The sequence below is a fragment of the Idiomarina loihiensis L2TR genome (genome assembly GCF_000008465.1).
Classification (GTDB): Bacteria; Pseudomonadota; Gammaproteobacteria; order Enterobacterales; family Alteromonadaceae; genus Idiomarina; species Idiomarina loihiensis.
This window is the reverse complement of record NC_006512.1, coordinates 2432541-2448387: the sequence shown is the minus strand read 5'-3', so window position 1 is coordinate 2448387 and position 15847 is coordinate 2432541. Positions and strand designations below refer to the sequence as shown.

12 protein-coding genes, 2 tRNA genes and 2 rRNA genes are annotated in these 15847 nt (G+C 47.9%); 10 read left to right on the top strand and 6 right to left on the bottom strand.

The features are described 5' to 3' along the window. Positions 1–4: 4 nt before the first annotated feature. The 3 genes from aroQ to cutA all read right to left on the bottom strand — a co-directional run bounded on the left by aroQ (position 5) and on the right by cutA (position 2631). Complete coding sequence (aroQ, locus tag IL_RS11735; protein ID WP_011235510.1) at positions 5–463, bottom strand: type II 3-dehydroquinate dehydratase; 459 nt, start codon at positions 461–463, stop codon at positions 5–7. A gap of 144 nt (positions 464–607) precedes the next feature. Further along, entirely contained in the window at positions 608–2314 is a 1707-nt protein-coding gene (locus IL_RS11730; protein WP_011235509.1) for a protein-disulfide reductase DsbD, read from the bottom strand. After that, positions 2311–2631: a divalent-cation tolerance protein CutA gene (gene cutA / locus IL_RS11725; protein WP_011235508.1), complete on the bottom strand. Its 321-nt coding sequence runs from the start codon at positions 2629–2631 to the stop codon at positions 2311–2313. The genes IL_RS11730 and cutA overlap by 4 nt, the downstream gene beginning before the upstream one ends. A gap of 164 nt (positions 2632–2795) precedes the next feature. On the opposite strand from cutA, the gene IL_RS11720 reads away from it, so the two are divergent. The 3 genes from IL_RS11720 (at position 2796) to IL_RS11710 (ending at position 5421) form a co-directional block, all read left to right on the top strand. Next, positions 2796–3086: a co-chaperone GroES gene (locus IL_RS11720; protein WP_011235507.1), complete on the top strand. Its 291-nt coding sequence runs from the start codon at positions 2796–2798 to the stop codon at positions 3084–3086. A 57-nt stretch (positions 3087–3143) separates the two neighbouring features. Next, complete coding sequence (gene groL / locus IL_RS11715) at positions 3144–4790, top strand: chaperonin GroEL (protein ID WP_011235506.1); 1647 nt, start codon at positions 3144–3146, stop codon at positions 4788–4790. 124 nt (positions 4791–4914) lie between these two features. Next, positions 4915–5421 carry a DUF3016 domain-containing protein gene (locus IL_RS11710; RefSeq protein ID WP_011235505.1) on the top strand — a complete coding sequence of 169 codons (507 nt, stop codon included), beginning with the start codon at positions 4915–4917 and terminating at the stop codon, positions 5419–5421. Here the strand turns inward: IL_RS11710 and priC are convergent. Both priC and epmB read right to left on the bottom strand, forming a co-directional pair. Next, on the bottom strand, positions 5402–5722 hold the full coding sequence (gene priC, locus IL_RS11705) for a primosomal replication protein PriC (protein ID WP_011235504.1): 321 nt from the start codon (positions 5720–5722) through the stop codon (positions 5402–5404). The two genes, IL_RS11710 and priC, sit on opposite strands and share 20 nt — an antisense overlap. Beyond that, positions 5719–6765: an EF-P beta-lysylation protein EpmB gene (epmB, locus tag IL_RS11700; RefSeq protein ID WP_011235503.1), complete on the bottom strand. Its 1047-nt coding sequence runs from the start codon at positions 6763–6765 to the stop codon at positions 5719–5721. The genes priC and epmB overlap by 4 nt, the downstream gene beginning before the upstream one ends. 108 nt (positions 6766–6873) lie before the next feature. Between epmB and efp the strand changes: the two genes are divergently transcribed. The 3 genes from efp (at position 6874) to IL_RS11685 (ending at position 8934) form a co-directional block, all read left to right on the top strand. Then, on the top strand, positions 6874–7443 hold the full coding sequence (gene efp, locus IL_RS11695) for an elongation factor P (protein WP_011235502.1): 570 nt from the start codon (positions 6874–6876) through the stop codon (positions 7441–7443). Positions 7444–7449: 6 nt separating this feature from the next. Further along, positions 7450–8427, top strand: coding sequence for an EF-P lysine aminoacylase EpmA (epmA, locus tag IL_RS11690; RefSeq protein ID WP_011235501.1), 978 nt, complete (start codon positions 7450–7452; stop codon positions 8425–8427). A gap of 102 nt (positions 8428–8529) precedes the next feature. After that, the gene (locus tag IL_RS11685) at positions 8530–8934 is read left to right on the top strand and encodes a MerC domain-containing protein (RefSeq protein WP_011235500.1); all 405 of its coding nucleotides are present in this window, start codon (positions 8530–8532) and stop codon (positions 8932–8934) included. On the opposite strand, the gene trmA is transcribed toward IL_RS11685, so the two are convergent. Continuing rightward, positions 8931–10031 carry a tRNA (uridine(54)-C5)-methyltransferase TrmA gene (trmA, locus tag IL_RS11680; protein ID WP_016341401.1) on the bottom strand — a complete coding sequence of 367 codons (1101 nt, stop codon included), beginning with the start codon at positions 10029–10031 and terminating at the stop codon, positions 8931–8933. The genes IL_RS11685 and trmA overlap by 4 nt on opposite strands. A 482-nt stretch (positions 10032–10513) precedes the next feature. On the opposite strand from trmA, the gene IL_RS11675 reads away from it, so the two are divergent. The 4 genes from IL_RS11675 to IL_RS11660 all read left to right on the top strand — a co-directional run bounded on the left by IL_RS11675 (position 10514) and on the right by IL_RS11660 (position 15701). Continuing rightward, positions 10514–12056: ribosomal RNA gene (locus IL_RS11675) — 16S ribosomal RNA — on the top strand. A gap of 120 nt (positions 12057–12176) precedes the next feature. Further along, positions 12177–12253 (top strand) — tRNA-Ile (locus IL_RS11670). 259 nt (positions 12254–12512) lie between these two features. Continuing rightward, positions 12513–12588 (top strand) — tRNA-Ala (locus tag IL_RS11665). Positions 12589–12811: 223 nt separating this feature from the next. Then, positions 12812–15701: ribosomal RNA gene (locus IL_RS11660) — 23S ribosomal RNA — on the top strand. Together the 16S and 23S rRNA genes with 2 tRNA genes alongside form the textbook arrangement of a ribosomal RNA operon. The last annotated feature ends 146 nt before the right edge of the window (positions 15702–15847 follow it).

The following is a 15847-nucleotide window of genomic DNA, read 5'->3' as shown; positions in this document are numbered from 1 at the left end:
ACCTTTAGTTATCTGTATTGTTCAATGTAGTTAAAGCTGCTTGTAATGCGTATTCATAACCACGGGCGCCAAGCCCGCAGATAACACCGTCAGCCACGTCTGCCAAATAAGAATGGTGGCGGAAGCTCTCACGGCGATAAATATTGGAAAGGTGCACTTCAATAAAAGGGATTTTCACAGCCAATAACGCATCGCGTAATGCCACGCTGGTGTGTGCGTAGGCTGCCGGATTAATCACAATATAATCTACGGAGTCTTTGGCGGCTTGCTGGATCCAGTCAATTAACTGGTGTTCAGCATTGGACTGACGGAAATCTAGTGCTGTTGCGTGTTGTTTAGCAATGGCTCCCAGCGAATCAGCGATATCATCCAGGCTTTGCTTACCATAAAGCTCTGGTTCACGCTGCCCCAGTAAATTTAGATTCGGGCCATTGAGCACTAATATTTTAAAACGTTCTGCCATTGTGCCGCCATTTGCTGTGAAGTTACGGAAACTATTAAAAGTGACCACAACTTTCAGTTTGGGTTCCTATAACAACAGTATTATAGGGAAAAAAAGCAAGATTGCAGCACTTTACTGGTCTTATCAGCGCATTTAGGCACAAGTTTACTCGGAAACTATCTTTTCCAGATGCTTTTTGAAATCCTCAGCGTTCATATAACCGGTAACCCGGTATTCAGGGCGTTCGTTGCCTTCAGGGTCAAAGAACAGAATGGTGGGTAGCCCCAGCACCTTGTAGCGACTCAGAATCTCAACGTCTTGCGCGTTATTGCGGGTAACATCGGCCTGAATGAGTTTAAACTCCTGAAACTGCGCCTGAACCTGCTCATCTGAAAAGGTGTACTGCTCGAATTCCTTGCAGGCCACGCACCAGTCCGCATAAAGGTCTAGCATTACCCATCGGTCACTTTCTGCTACTTGTTGTTGTATGTCGCTGACATTACTAACAACAGTAAAAAGGCCGTGACTTTTTTGTTCCAGTTGCGCTTTATTAACCTGCCAGTAACTGCCTGTAGTAGCCGCCGCTGCTAAGAGTACAATAGTGATAACTTTCGTGGTGATCCGAAGCGGCTGGCTTATCGAAACAGCCAGAGATACGGCGGCGAGAATAAAGTAAAAAATCCACAGCCACATGCTAATACTGGTCGGAATAAGGCGCTCAATTAAGAATAAGGTAACTGCCAATAACAGCCAACCGAAGAACTGCTTAACCACGTTCATCCACGCGCCGGCTTTGGGCAGAAGCTTGCCGCCACTTAAGCCGAATAGAATAAGCGGCACGCCCATACCCAGGCTTAATGCGTAAAGAATAGCGACGCCGCTTACCATATCGCCCGATTGCGCAATAAAGAGTAACGCCCCTGACAAGGGGGCTGTGGTACAGGGTGATGCTACCAGGCCGGAAATAGCGCCGATAATAAAGACGCCAACGATATTGCCTCCGCTTTGCTGGCCGCTAAAGCTTTGCAGTTTTGACTGCCAGCTAATAGGAAGCTGCAGCGTATAAGCTCCGAACATACTCAAAGCAAAAAGCGCGAACAATACTGCAAGAACAATTAACACCACCGGATGCTGAAAGTAAGCCTGATACTGCATACCCGCTGATGCCACAACCAGGCCTAATAGAGAATAGGTAATGGCCATACCCTGAACGTATATAAAGGAAAGCCAAAGTGTGTTTTTCCAGTTACGTTCACGGTTGCCCAGCACAACGCCGGATAAAATGGGGTACATAGGAAACACGCAGGGGGTAAAAGCTAAGCCAATACCCAAAGCAAAAAAGAGTAACAATGTAATGATTAAATGTTGTTCACCTATACCGAACAGGCTGCTGTCGGTGTTTGGCGGTGCGGTGGCGGGGGCGGTTTCACTAGTACTGGAGAGTTTAATCTGCTTTTCAGTGGGCGGGTAACATAACCCCGCATCTGCGCAGCCCTGATACTGAACGGTAATGGTGTCGCCGGAAAACTCCGGGTTAAGTGTAAAAGACCACTCAACGTAGTTGCGGTATACAATTGACTCGCCAAAAAACTCATCGTTATGAGACTCGCCTTGCGGGAGTTCGGGTTCTGCTGCTAATGCATTTTCGGGAACCACCTTAAAGCGGTGTTGATACAAATAGTACTCGGGAGCGACAACCCAACTGACCGTCACTTTGCTGTCATTAACTTCGCTGTCGAAATCAAAAGCCTGATCTACCGATAAAAACTGATTGTCCTGCTGGAATGGATTCGACTGCACACTATGTGCTGGCGCAACGACGGCAAAAACCAGAGTTAAGGCTGCGAGACATGTGATGAATCTTTGTATCATTTAACTGAGTCCTGTATCCACGTCAGATAATCGGGTAAACCATCTTCAATATTGATGCTTATTAATTCTGGAGAATCGTAAGGGTGAATAGCACTGATGGTACTTTTTATGTCACTGAAACGTTCCGCAGTCGATTTTATCAGTAAAAGCCACTCCTGGTCTTCATGCAATTCGCCCTGCCAGGAGTAAATAGAGGTCATATTAGGCACTATGTTGACGCAGGCCACTAGCTTTTTTTCGAGTAGAGAACGCGCCAGCTGTTTAGCCGAGTCAGAACTGTCTGTGGTGCATAAAATTAATTGTGGTTGCTGAGTCATAGAACCTCCCTATAGCGCCTGTCAGTTTTGCAAATTAGCATAAAAATTTTTGAGCTTCCCCCTTGATAACAAAAATTCCTCCCCCATTTAATGTGCACACACATTTTTATCCGCCCCTTAGGGGTATTAACCACTAACAACAATAGGTTGAGGAGTTATCAACAATGAAACTTCGTCCTTTACACGATCGAGTCATTATTAAGCGCACCGAAGTCGAAGCGAAATCGGCTGGCGGCATTGTTCTGACTGGTTCTGCGGCAGAAAAATCTACTCGCGGTGAAATCGTAGCAGTAGGCAAAGGCCGCATTCTGGATAACGGTGAGGTACGTGCACTAGACGTAAAAGCTGGTGACAAAGTGCTGTTCAATGAAGGCTACGGTGTTAAAACCGAGAAAATTGACGGTGAAGAGTACTTAATCATGAGCGAAAGCGACATTCTGGCTGTTGAAGAATAAGACGTCAGAAACGCTTACTAGCACAACCGACTAAACGAATTTAAGAGGAAAGCAAAAATGGCAGCTAAAGAAGTCAAATTTGGTAACACAGCACGTCAAAAAATGCTGAAAGGCGTTAACATTCTTGCTGATTCAGTAAAAGTGACGCTGGGTCCAAAAGGTCGCAACGTTGTATTAGATAAGTCTTACGGTTCTCCTGTTATCACCAAAGACGGTGTGTCTGTTGCGAAAGAAATCGAGCTGGAAGATAAGTTCGAGAACATGGGCGCGCAGATGGTTAAAGAAGTGGCGTCTAAAGCAAATGACGAAGCGGGTGACGGTACAACAACCGCAACCGTTCTGGCTCAAGCCATTGTTAACGAAGGCTTGAAGTCAGTAGCCGCAGGCATGAACCCGATGGATCTTAAGCGCGGTATCGACAAAGCGGTTATCGCTGCAGTTGAAGAGCTGAAGAAAATTTCTCAGCCTTGTGCCGACAGCAAAGCCATTGCTCAGGTAGCGACTATTTCTGCAAACGCTGATCACACTATTGGCGAAATCATTGCTCAGGCAATGGACAAAGTAGGCCAGGAAGGTGTTATCACCGTTGAAGAAGGTCAGGCACTGACTGACGAGCTGGACGTTGTTGAAGGTATGCAGTTCGACCGTGGTTACTTGTCTCCTTACTTCATTAACAACCAGGAAAGTGGTTCGGTTGAATTAGACAATCCGTTCATTCTTCTGATTGATAAGAAAATCTCTAATATCCGCGAGTTACTGCCGGTATTAGAAGGTGTTTCTAAAGCCGGTAAACCTCTGCTGATTATTGCTGAAGACGTTGAAGGCGAAGCGCTGGCAACTCTGGTTGTGAACAATATGCGTGGCATCGTTAAAGTTGCTGCGGTTAAAGCACCAGGCTTTGGCGACCGTCGTAAAGCTATGCTGCAGGACATTGCTGTTCTGACTGGCGGTACTGTGGTTTCTGAAGAAATTGGTATGGAGCTGGAAAAAACGCAGCTGGAAGACTTAGGTACTGCGAAGCGCGTTGTGATTACTAAAGACAACACCACTGTTGTTGACGGTAATGGCGACGATACCGCTATCGACGGTCGTGTTAACCAAATCAAGCAGCAGATGGAAGACACTACGTCTGACTATGACCGTGAAAAACTGCAAGAGCGTCTGGCTAAGTTAGCTGGCGGTGTTGCGGTGATTAAAGTCGGCGCTGCTACTGAAATGGAAATGAAAGAGAAAAAAGCGCGCGTTGAAGATGCGTTGCATGCAACTCGTGCAGCTGTTGAAGAAGGCGTGGTACCTGGTGGTGGTGTTGCTTTGGTTCGCGCTGCGAGCAAACTGGCAGAACTGCGTGGTGACAACGAAGAACAGAACGTTGGTATCCGTTTAGCCCTGCGTGCGATGGAAGCGCCGTTGCGTCAAATCGCAATGAACGCTGGCGCCGAAGGTTCTGTGGTTGCTAACAACGTACGTGCTGGCGAAGGTAACTATGGTTACAATGCCGGTAACGACACTTACGGCGATATGCTGGAAATGGGTATTCTGGATCCAACCAAAGTAACCCGTTCGGCACTTCAGTTCGCGGCATCTGTTGGCGCACTGATGATCACCACCGAAGCAATGATTGCTGACATCCCACAAGATGACAACGCAGGCGGCATGCCTGGCGGCGACATGGGTGGAATGGGCGGTATGGGCGGCATGATGTAAGCCTCCCAACGCACTTTTGAAAAGGGGAGCCTTGATGGCTCCCCTTTTTTTATGGAATTTTTTTCATTATTTGTGTTCTAACCTAGAGATGACACCCTTGGCGATTGTATGGGAGGAAGATAGCATGCGTGTTCAAGGTATAGTGGGAGCGGCGTTATTAGCCTGTAGCTTTACAGCATATGCTGGTACGGCTGAAGTTTCCTGGAAAGATGTTGATAGTTACACAGATATTCGACCGGCCGATGGCTTACGTGATCGGTACCAGAAAAAGGTGATGGATAAGCTGACTGAGCATTTTCAGGAGTTGGCGGCAAAGCTTCCTGAAGATCAGAAGCTGGAAATTACCGTAACAGACGTTGATTTAACCGGCCGGGTTGAACCGACATTTGGACGCTCGAGTTCAAATTACGTGCGCATTGTTCGGGAAATTGACTTCCCTAGAATGGAATTTGATTATCGTTTAATGAGTAACTCAGGAGAAGCTGTAAAGGAAGGCCAGGCTCACGTAAAAAATATGGGGTTTAATTACGACAGCCTGGCATCAAGGATGAGACGGGATGACTTATATTTTGAAAAGCAGATGCTGACTCAGTGGTTCGAAGAAACCTTTGTTAACCAGCCTGACGAATAGCTTTAAGACGAGCGAGAGTTTCAGTCATCAACTGTAATTGTTGTACCAGTAACTGCAACTGCTGCTCGTTTTCTTTGTCCTGCTGCCATTTTTCAAAGTTGGCAGCAATTTCATTAAGGTAGGGCTGAAAACGGTTGCCTGTGCTTTCAAATACCGTTTGCTCGGCGAAAACGCCCTGGAACTTGGCTTTGCCTTGTTGACGCAGATCGTCAAGGTACTGGTCTGCATCAATAACTTGACGATACAGTTGCTGAAGATGATCCTGCAGTTTGCTTTCTACACTTTCCAGGTTATCGCTCATAGTTTTTCCTCTGTTAATGTATTAGTGCCGTCCGGCATGATAGCGGTTTTACTGAGTTCACCAGCTTCCTCTCTGACCAGGCGAGGAACCAGAAACCCAGGTAATTCATGAGTCATTTTTTGCCACAAGGCTTGCGCCTTCTCGTCACTAACCGCGAAATGGCTGGCGCCTTCAACTTTGTCCAGCTGGTGCAAATAGTAGGGCATAACCCGGGCACTAAATAACTTTTCACTAAGCTCAATAAGCGCGGTTAAATTATCATTTACTCCGCTGAGCAAGACGCTCTGGTTCAGTAAATGGATACCCGCGTGGTGCCAGTCATCGAGTGCCCCGGCTAACTCAGGAGAAATCTCATTTGCATGATTCGCATGAAGCACTAAGACGCTTTGCAAACGACTGTTGCTGAGCACTTCTTTAAGCTTATGCGTCAGGCGGGAGGGTATCACGACTGGCAACCGGCTATGAATACGTAAACGGGTGAGTTGGGGCAATAATTCAAATTCGTTAATCAACCCTTTAAGCCGCTCGTCCTTTGCCATTAGAGGGTCGCCGCCGCTCAGAATCACCTCATTAATTTCCGGGTGTTGTCGGATGTACTCCAGTGTCTCCGTTAGTTGGCGTTTGCTGAAAGTTAATTCGTCGTAAGGAAAGTGACGCCGAAAGCAATAACGGCAATTGACTGCGCAACCGCCTTGCAGTATCAACAATACTCGGCTTTTATACTTGTGCAGAAGACCATTTACGGGGCCTTGCTGTTCTTGCAGAGGGTCGGTGCTGTAACCGGGCTCCGACTCAAACTCGTTGTGCAAAGGGAGCACCTGACGTAATAATGGATCGTTAGAGTCTCCGACTTGCATTTGCGCAACAAAAGGCTTTGGCACGCGCATAGCAAAGAGCTTACGGGCTTTGATATCCTCACTAAATAATGCGGGATCGAGTTTGAGTGCGCGTAGCAGTTCTTCTGGCTGGGTATAGGCTTGTTTCAGCTCAAACTGCCAGTCAGGACGATCATTTATAGAGATAGGATACGCTGGCTCAGGCACTACGCCTCCGCGACTGCTGCAAATACTCCATATTTTACCTGAAAAAAGTCGCTATTTGTTTTATTATTGCGCGCAAATGATCAGGCATTTACAAAGGAAAGTCTTGTTATGGCGAATTATAGTACGAGTGAATTTAAAGGTGGTTTAAAAATCATGCAGGACGGCGAGCCATGCTCGATCGTTGAAAATGAAATGGTTAAGCCCGGTAAAGGTCAGGCCTTTAACCGCGTTAAAATTCGCAAATTAATCAGCGGTAAAGTGGTTGAGAAAACCTTCAAGTCGGGCGAATCCGTTGAAGGCGCTGATGTTATTGAGTTGGAACTGTCTTATCTTTATAACGATGGTGAATTCTGGCACTTTATGAATAACGAAACCTTTGAACAAGTTCCTGCCGACGAGAAAGCGGTAGGCGAAGCGGAGAAATGGCTTGTCGAACAAGATGTTTGTACTTTGACTCTGTGGGAAGGGAAGCCAATTAATGTGCAGCCGCCAAACTTTGTTGAATTGGAAATTACTGAAACTGACCCCGGACTTAAAGGTGATACTGCCGGTACTGGCGGTAAACCTGCCACACTGAGCACTGGCGCGGTTGTTCGTGTTCCGTTATTCGTACAAATTGGCGAAGTGATCAAAGTTGATACTCGCTCGGGCGAATACGTTTCCCGCGTTCAAAAGTAAATAGATATGACGACCGACTGGCGGCCAGCAGCAGATTGGTCAGTGCTTGTTAAACGCGCTGATTTCATGCGACAAGTCCGCCAGTTTTTTTATGAAAGGAAGGTAACCGAAGTCGATACGCATTTGTTGTCCCAGTTTGGGGTAACCGATTGTCATCTGAATAATCTCACCACGGAATTCAAGTATCCGCTGGCTTCAGGAAATAGAACACTCTATTTGCAGACCTCTCCCGAATACGCCATGAAGCGAATTCTTGCAGCCTATGGAAAAGATATTTATCAATTGAGCCATGTGGTGCGCGATGACGAAATAGGGCGCTTCCATAATCCGGAATTTACTTTACTTGAGTGGTACCGGGTTGGGTACGACGATATTCAGCTAATTGCTGAAGTTTCAGAGCTGCTGACTGAAGTCTGTGACGCGCCGGAAACTAAAGTCATCACCTACCAGCAGTGTTTTCTTGATTACCTTGGCGAAGACCCTTTGACGACTTGCGGTGTTGAAAACATCAGACAAGAGCTTATTGAACAACCCGCTTTAACGGACTGGATGTCAAAAGAAGACGATGAAAATACCATTCTTCAAGTGGCATTTTCGGAATTAATAGAAGGCCAGTTTCCTGCGGAGATACCGATTTGCATCACCGAGTTTCCAAAGTCGCAAGCTGCTTTGGCCAAAATTGACCAGCATAATCCGCGTGTCTCCAGAAGATTTGAGTTTTATTATCAGGGAGTGGAATTGGCCAATGGTTATAATGAGCTTGCTGATCCAGCTGAGCAACGCCTGCGTTTTGACCAGGATAATCAACGACGTAAACAGCTGAATTTGCCCACACAACCCGAAGATACTCGTTTATTGGCGGCGTTAGAGTCGGGATTCCCCGCGTGTTCCGGCGTAGCACTAGGGTTCGATCGGCTGCTAATGATTGCCTGTGGGGCGAAATCAATAACCGAAGTGCTGCCTTTTTCTATTCAAACTGCTTGATCAGTATCGCCTGAGAAAACAATTTTTTCTGATCTCCCTTGGCTATTCTTTTCGTATGTTATAATATTACAGCTTAGGTTTATGCAGAAGGTCGTTTCTAGTATGTCAGCAACAGCATCCAAAAATTTGGATAAAGCAGGAATTTGGGTCACCACTTTGTGTGCGATTCATTGCTTATTGCTGCCTGTTATTCTGCCGTTGCTCGCTATGGCGGGTTTAGCCTTTATCGGCGAAGACCTATTGGAAAACACCATTTTAGGCTTCAGTGTTGTTATCGGGCTATTATCTCTTATTAGTGGTGCGCGGAAGCACGGTAAATGGCACCTGCTGTCATTGTTACTGCTAGGAGCATTTATCTATTCTCAACGCGATATTCTGGGACACTGGGGTGAACCTGTCATTATTCTATTTGGTGCCGGTCTCATTATTTATGCCCATGTCTCGAACCTTCGCTTAAGCCGCAAGCTTAATTTTTCCTCGGTGGCTGAAGAGCCCGTTCAAGGTTAACTCTTCCTTTCCAGAACAACGCCCGTTTCAATGTGGTCTGTGTAGGGAAACTGATCGAACATTGCCGCTGCAGTCACTTTATGGCTACTGGATAAATCATGAATGTTCTCTGTCAAAGTTTCCGGGTTACAGGAAATATAAATTATTCTTTGATACTGAGACACCAGCTTCAACGTGTCTTTATCTAAACCCGCTCTGGGTGGATCAACCAATACGGTTTGACAATCAAAACTGTGAATCTCAGCATCAGCCGCTCGTTTAGATTCCAGCTCTCCACTTAACGCTGCACTAAACTCCTCGGCAGACATACGAACAACGGTGACATTTTTAATATTGTTCAATTCTGCGTTCTCGCGAGCCGCCGCAACAGAACTTTTGCTAATTTCAGTAGCTAAAACGCGATTAAAGTTCTCAGCCAGCGGTAAGGTAAAATTGCCGTTGCCGCAGTAGAGCTCTAATAAGTCATGCGAATTGTTGCCCGCGTGGCGTTTAGCCCAACTGATCATTTGCTGATTAATAATGGCATTTGGCTGAGTGAAGCTGTTCTCGGTTTGTAGAGACAGATAGCTTTTTCCATCAACCTTAACTTCTTCAGTGACGCTTTCTTTATATAACACGCGTTTTTGCTTACGAGCTCTTCCTATAACTTCAACCTTAGCTATAGAGGTCAGCGCTTCGCGAAGTTGGATGGCTTCCTGTTCCCATTGGTCATCTAAAGGGCGATGATAGAGTAAAGAGATAATGGCTTCACCGGTGGTGGTAGTCAGGAAATCCACTTGAAACAGTTTGCGACGTAAAACATCATTCGGCTTTAATAAACTAATAAGCTCTTTCATTAGTTCATTAATAAGCAGGCTCCCTGGTATGAATTCATTCATGCGGATTTTTTCACGCGTCTCAGGGTTAAACATAATGTAGTATAAGTCATCGCCTTCGTGCCAAACTCGAAACTCAGCACGCATTCTGTAGTGACTGGCGGGCGATTCAAACACTTCCACTTCATTAAGGTGAAAAGGACGAAACATCTCTCTAACCCGGTCTGCCTTCTGTGCGAGTTGTTGTGGGTATTCAGATGTATCGATTCGTTTGTAAGTCATTATGAGGTTACGCCATATTTGCCAGTAATTAGTCAGGCTTCTATTTTACGCATCAATGCCTTTATGTGCCAACGCCCTTTATTTATGTTGGATTTGATCACATTTGCTGAAACTTTACGCAGTCAGTAAAAAAACAGTTAGAAAGGTGCTAAAAGCGCTTGACGGGACGAGTTAAATCTCTAAAATGCGCTCCACGTTCAAGGCAGGCAACGAAGCCGCCGAAAACCTAAGTTTTCTAAAAAATCTTTTTTCAAAAAAGTATTGACGGAAAACACACGGTGTGTAGAATACGCACCTCTCGCAGCCAAGGTTGCTGAGAAACGCTCTTTAACAATTATATCAAGCCAAGCAAACTGTGTGGGCACTTGCAGAAGTTAAGCAAAACGAAATATTTGTATTGCAACTTTTGAATGAGTGTTCAGCAAGGTTTCGAAAGAAGCCAAGCAAAAACGCGTAATTCATTGAGTTGATTGAACTACTTTTAATTGAAGAGTTTGATCATGGCTCAGATTGAACGCTGGCGGCAGGCCTAACACATGCAAGTCGAGCGGTAACAGAGAGAAGCTTGCTTCTCTGCTGACGAGCGGCGGACGGGTGAGTAATACTTGGGAATTTGCCTTTAGGCGGGGGACAACCACGGGAAACTGTGGCTAATACCGCATAATGTCTACGGACCAAAGTGGGGGACCTTCGGGCCTCACACCTAAAGATGAGCCCAAGCGGGATTAGCTAGTTGGTGGGGTAAAGGCTCACCAAGGCGACGATCCCTAGCTGTTCTGAGAGGATGATCAGCCACACTGGGACTGAGACACGGCCCAGACTCCTACGGGAGGCAGCAGTGGGGAATATTGCACAATGGGGGAAACCCTGATGCAGCCATGCCGCGTGTGTGAAGAAGGCCTTCGGGTTGTAAAGCACTTTCAGCGACGAGGAAGGGTGTTGTGTTAATAGCGCAGCACATTGACGTTAGTCGCAGAAGAAGCACCGGCTAACTCCGTGCCAGCAGCCGCGGTAATACGGAGGGTGCAAGCGTTAATCGGAATTACTGGGCGTAAAGCGTACGTAGGCGGCGTGTTAAGCAAGATGTGAAAGCCCCGGGCTCAACCTGGGAATTGCATTTTGAACTGGCATGCTAGAGTCCTGAAGAGGGTGGTAGAATTTCCAGTGTAGCGGTGAAATGCGTAGATATTGGAAGGAATACCGGTGGCGAAGGCGGCCACCTGGTCAGAGACTGACGCTGAGGTACGAAAGCGTGGGGAGCAAACAGGATTAGATACCCTGGTAGTCCACGCCGTAAACGATGTCAACTAGTTGTTCGTGTCATTAAGACGTGAGTAACGCAGCTAACGCACTAAGTTGACCGCCTGGGGAGTACGGCCGCAAGGTTAAAACTCAAATGAATTGACGGGGGCCCGCACAAGCGGTGGAGCATGTGGTTTAATTCGATGCAACGCGAAGAACCTTACCATCCCTTGACATCCAGTGAATTTTTCAGAGATGAATTAGTGCCTTCGGGAACACTGAGACAGGTGCTGCATGGCTGTCGTCAGCTCGTGTTGTGAGATGTTGGGTTAAGTCCCGCAACGAGCGCAACCCTTATCCTTAGTTGCCAGCACGTAAAGGTGGGAACTCTGGGGAGACTGCCGGTGATAAACCGGAGGAAGGTGGGGACGACGTCAAGTCATCATGGCCCTTACGGGATGGGCTACACACGTGCTACAATGGCGCATACAAAGGGCAGCAAGCCAGCGATGGTTAGCGAATCTCATAAAGTGCGTCGTAGTCCGGATCGGAGTCTGCAACTCGACTCCGTGAAGTCGGAATCGCTAGTAATCGTGGATCAGAATGCCACGGTGAATACGTTCCCGGGCCTTGTACACACCGCCCGTCACACCATGGGAGTGGGCTGCACCAGAAGTGGTTAGTTTAACCTTCGGGAGAACGATCACCACGGTGTGGTTCATGACTGGGGTGAAGTCGTAACAAGGTAGCCGTAGGGGAACCTGCGGCTGGATCACCTCCTTACAAAACAGCTTATCTTTTGTGTACACAAAAAATTGCGTCCTGCATTTTTTGTCTACCTCACATCCGTGTGAGTAAGTGTCCACACAGTTTGCAGGCTTGATATAGACAGAGAAGAAAACTGGGTCTGTAGCTCAGCTGGTTAGAGCGCACCCCTGATAAGGGTGAGGTCGGCAGTTCAAGTCTGCCCAGACCCACCATTTCTGCGGTTATGCTGCGTTGTTCGGGTACTCGCATACTGATGTATGCTTTGCACCCTCTCGCCTTGCCTAACCTTGAAATTCCCTTGTCAGGGCTGCCGCGATGTTGAGAAGAGGGTTTTCCCCGATGTCAGCACGCGCAGCATGAAGCTTTGAGAGCAAGGCGCACGTTGAATGATTGAAGGAGCATACCTCGATGGTATGTGACTGATTGAACGAATCGCGCAACGCCGCTATCGAAGCTTCAGGCAAGCATTCTGGGGCCATAGCTCAGCTGGGAGAGCGCCTGCCTTGCACGCAGGAGGTCAGCGGTTCGATCCCGCTTGGCTCCACCATTTCTTCTCTTCGTAACCGTTAGCGTTAAGTGTTCTTAAACAAGAATATTTACCGGTAACTCAGTGTTACGTGCTCTTTAACAACATGAAAAGCTGATTGTAATATTAGAAGTAAGAAATGCCACTCTACTTGAACAAACTGATTTGGTAGAGGCGTATCGAACTTGTGTACAGCGAGAACAAACAATCTTGGTCACGTATGCCAGACACCTTCGGGTTGTATGGTTAAGTGACTAAGCGTACACGGTGGATGCCTAGGCAGTTGGAGGCGATGAAGGACGTACTAACTTGCGATAAGCCATGATAAGCCAGTAAGAGGCACTTGAGTCATGGATTTCCGAATGGGGAAACCCACTCTGTTCACAGAGTATCCGGCACTGAATCAATAGGTGCCAGGAAGCGAACCCGGAGAACTGAAACATCTAAGTACCCGGAGGAAAAGAAATCAACCGAGATTTCCCCAGTAGCGGCGAGCGAACGGGAAGCAGCCCTTAAGCTTAACTTGTGCTAACAGAATCCGATGGGAAGCGGAGCCACAGACGGTGAGAGCCCGGTATGTGAAGGTGCATGATAAGTGAAATCCGAGTAGGTCGGGACACGTGATATCCTGACTGAATATGGGGGGACCATCCTCCAAGGCTAAATACTCCCAACTGACCGATAGTGAACCAGTACCGTGAGGGAAAGGCGAAAAGAACCCCGGCGAGGGGAGTGAAACAGAACCTGAAACCGTGTACGTACAAGCAGTAGGAGCGGGTTCGTCCCGTGACTGCGTACCTTTTGTATAATGGGTCAGCGACTTATATTCTGTAGCAAGGTTAACCGTATAGGGAAGCCGTAGGGAAACCGAGTCTTAACTGGGCGTTGAGTTGCAGGGTATAGACCCGAAACCGGGCGATCTAACCATGAGCAGGTTGAAGATTGAGTAACATCAATTGGAGGACCGAACCCACTTATGTTGAAAAATGAGGGGATGACTTGTGGCTAGGAGTGAAAGGCTAATCAAGCCCGGAGATAGCTGGTTCTCCCCGAAATCTATTTAGGTAGAGCCTCGGACGAATACCATTGGGGGTAGAGCACTGTTTGGGCTAGGGGGTCATCCCGACTTACCAACCCCATGCAAACTCCGAATACCAATGAGTACTATCCGGGAGACACACGGCGGGTGCTAACGTCCGTCGTGAAGAGGGAAACAACCCAGACCGCCAGCTAAGGTCCCGAAGTTATGGCTCAGTGGGAAACGATGTGGGAAGGCAGAGACAGCTAGGAGGTTGGCTTAGAAGCAGCCATCCTTTAAAGAAAGCGTAATAGCTCACTAGTCGAGTCGGCCTGCGCGGAAGATGTAACGGGGCTAAGCCATACACCGAAGCTGCGGCTGCATACTTAGGTATGCGGGGTAGGGGAGCGTTCTGTAAGTGGGCGAAGGTGGTTCGAGAGGACTGCTGGACATATCAGAAGTGCGAATGCTGACATGAGTAACGATAATGGGAGTGAAAAACTCCCACGCCGGAAGACCAAGGTTTCCTATCCCATGCTAATCAGGGTAGGGTAAGTCGGCCCCTAAGGCGAGGCGGAAACGCGTAGTCGATGGAAAACAGGTCAATATTCCTGTACCGATGTTCATTGCGATGGGGGGACGGAGAAGGCTAGGTGAGCCGGGCGTTGGTAGTCCCGGTGAAAGTGCGTAGGCTGAGGACTTAGGTAAATCCGGGTCCTTAAGGCCGAGACACGAGACGAGTACCCACGGGTGCGAAGTCATTGATGCCATGCTTCCGGGAAAAGCCTCTAAGCTTCAGATGAACATTGACCGTACCCCAAACCGACACAGGTGGTCAGGTAGAGAATACTAAGGCGCTTGAGAGAACTCGGGTGAAGGAACTAGGCAAAATAGTACCGTAACTTCGGGAGAAGGTACGCCACTGGTGGTGATTGACTTCGCGTCATGAGCTGCTGGTGGTCGCAGTGACCAGGTGGCTGGGACTGTTTATTAAAAACACAGCACTGTGCTAACACGAAAGTGGACGTATACGGTGTGACACCTGCCCGGTGCCGGAAGGTTAATTGATGGGGTTAGTTTTCGGACGAAGCTCTTGATCGAAGCCCCGGTAAACGGCGGCCGTAACTATAACGGTCCTAAGGTAGCGAAATTCCTTGTCGGGTAAGTTCCGACCTGCACGAATGGTGTAACCATGGCCACGCTGTCTCCACCCGAGACTCAGTGAAATTGAAATCGCAGTGAAGATGCTGTGTACCCGCGGCTAGACGGAAAGACCCCGTGAACCTTTACTACAGCTTGGCACTGAACATTGAACCTACATGTGTAGGATAGGTGGGAGGCTTTGAAGCGTTGGCGCTAGTTGACGTGGAGCCATCCTTGAAATACCACCCTTGTATGTTTGATGTTCTAACATAGGCCCCTTATCGGGGTTGTGGACAGTGCCTGGTGGGTAGTTTGACTGGGGCGGTCTCCTCCCAAAGAGTAACGGAGGAGCACGAAGGTTGGCTAAGTACGGTCGGACATCGTACGGTTAGTGCAATGGCAGAAGCCAGCTTAACTGCGAGACAGACACGTCGAGCAGATACGAAAGTAGGTCATAGTGATCCGGTGGTTCTGAATGGAAGGGCCATCGCTCAACGGATAAAAGGTACTCCGGGGATAACAGGCTGATACCGCCCAAGAGTTCATATCGACGGCGGTGTTTGGCACCTCGATGTCGGCTCATCACATCCTGGGGCTGAAGTCGGTCCCAAGGGTATGGCTGTTCGCCATTTAAAGTGGTACGCGAGCTGGGTTTAGAACGTCGTGAGACAGTTCGGTCCCTATCTGCCGTGGGCGTTTGAGAGTTGAGAGGAGCTGCTCCTAGTACGAGAGGACCGGAGTGGACGAACCTCTGGTGTTCGGGTTGTCACGCCAGTGGCATTGCCCGGTAGCTACGTTCGGAATCGATAACCGCTGAAAGCATCTAAGCGGGAAGCGAGCCTCAAGATAAGCTGTCACTAGCACTTAGAGTGCTCTGAAGGGTTGTTGGAGACTACAACGTTGATAGGCGGGGTGTGGAAGCGTAGTAATGCGTTGAGCTAACCCGTACTAATTGCCCGTGAGACTTAACCATACAACACCCAAGGTGTTTGGGACGTTACGCACAAGCGAGCGACTTTACCGAATAAGTAGCCTGATGTTCACATCAGGTGAGATAGTGAATTCAACAGAGTGGCTTTTACTTAAAAAAGCAGTCAGTTTTTACATGTTGTGACAGTT

Excerpts from the sequence above, each read along its gene's own strand:
- IL_RS11685 (WP_011235500.1), top strand. The coding sequence starts at position 8,530 with ATGTCAGCAACAGCATCCAAAAATTTGGATAAAGCAGGAATTTGGGTC.
- priC (WP_011235504.1), bottom strand. The coding sequence starts at position 5,722 with ATGAGCGATAACCTGGAAAGTGTAGAAAGCAAACTGCAGGATCATCTT.
- IL_RS11710 (WP_011235505.1), top strand. The coding sequence starts at position 4,915 with ATGCGTGTTCAAGGTATAGTGGGAGCGGCGTTATTAGCCTGTAGCTTT.
- cutA (WP_011235508.1), bottom strand. The coding sequence starts at position 2,631 with ATGACTCAGCAACCACAATTAATTTTATGCACCACAGACAGTTCTGAC.
- IL_RS11720 (WP_011235507.1), top strand. The coding sequence starts at position 2,796 with ATGAAACTTCGTCCTTTACACGATCGAGTCATTATTAAGCGCACCGAA.
- epmA (WP_011235501.1), top strand. The coding sequence starts at position 7,450 with ATGACGACCGACTGGCGGCCAGCAGCAGATTGGTCAGTGCTTGTTAAA.
- groL (WP_011235506.1), top strand. The coding sequence starts at position 3,144 with ATGGCAGCTAAAGAAGTCAAATTTGGTAACACAGCACGTCAAAAAATG.
- trmA (WP_016341401.1), bottom strand. The coding sequence starts at position 10,031 with ATGACTTACAAACGAATCGATACATCTGAATACCCACAACAACTCGCA.
- aroQ (WP_011235510.1), bottom strand. The coding sequence starts at position 463 with ATGGCAGAACGTTTTAAAATATTAGTGCTCAATGGCCCGAATCTAAAT.
- IL_RS11730 (WP_011235509.1), bottom strand. The coding sequence starts at position 2,314 with ATGATACAAAGATTCATCACATGTCTCGCAGCCTTAACTCTGGTTTTT.
- efp (WP_011235502.1), top strand. The coding sequence starts at position 6,874 with ATGGCGAATTATAGTACGAGTGAATTTAAAGGTGGTTTAAAAATCATG.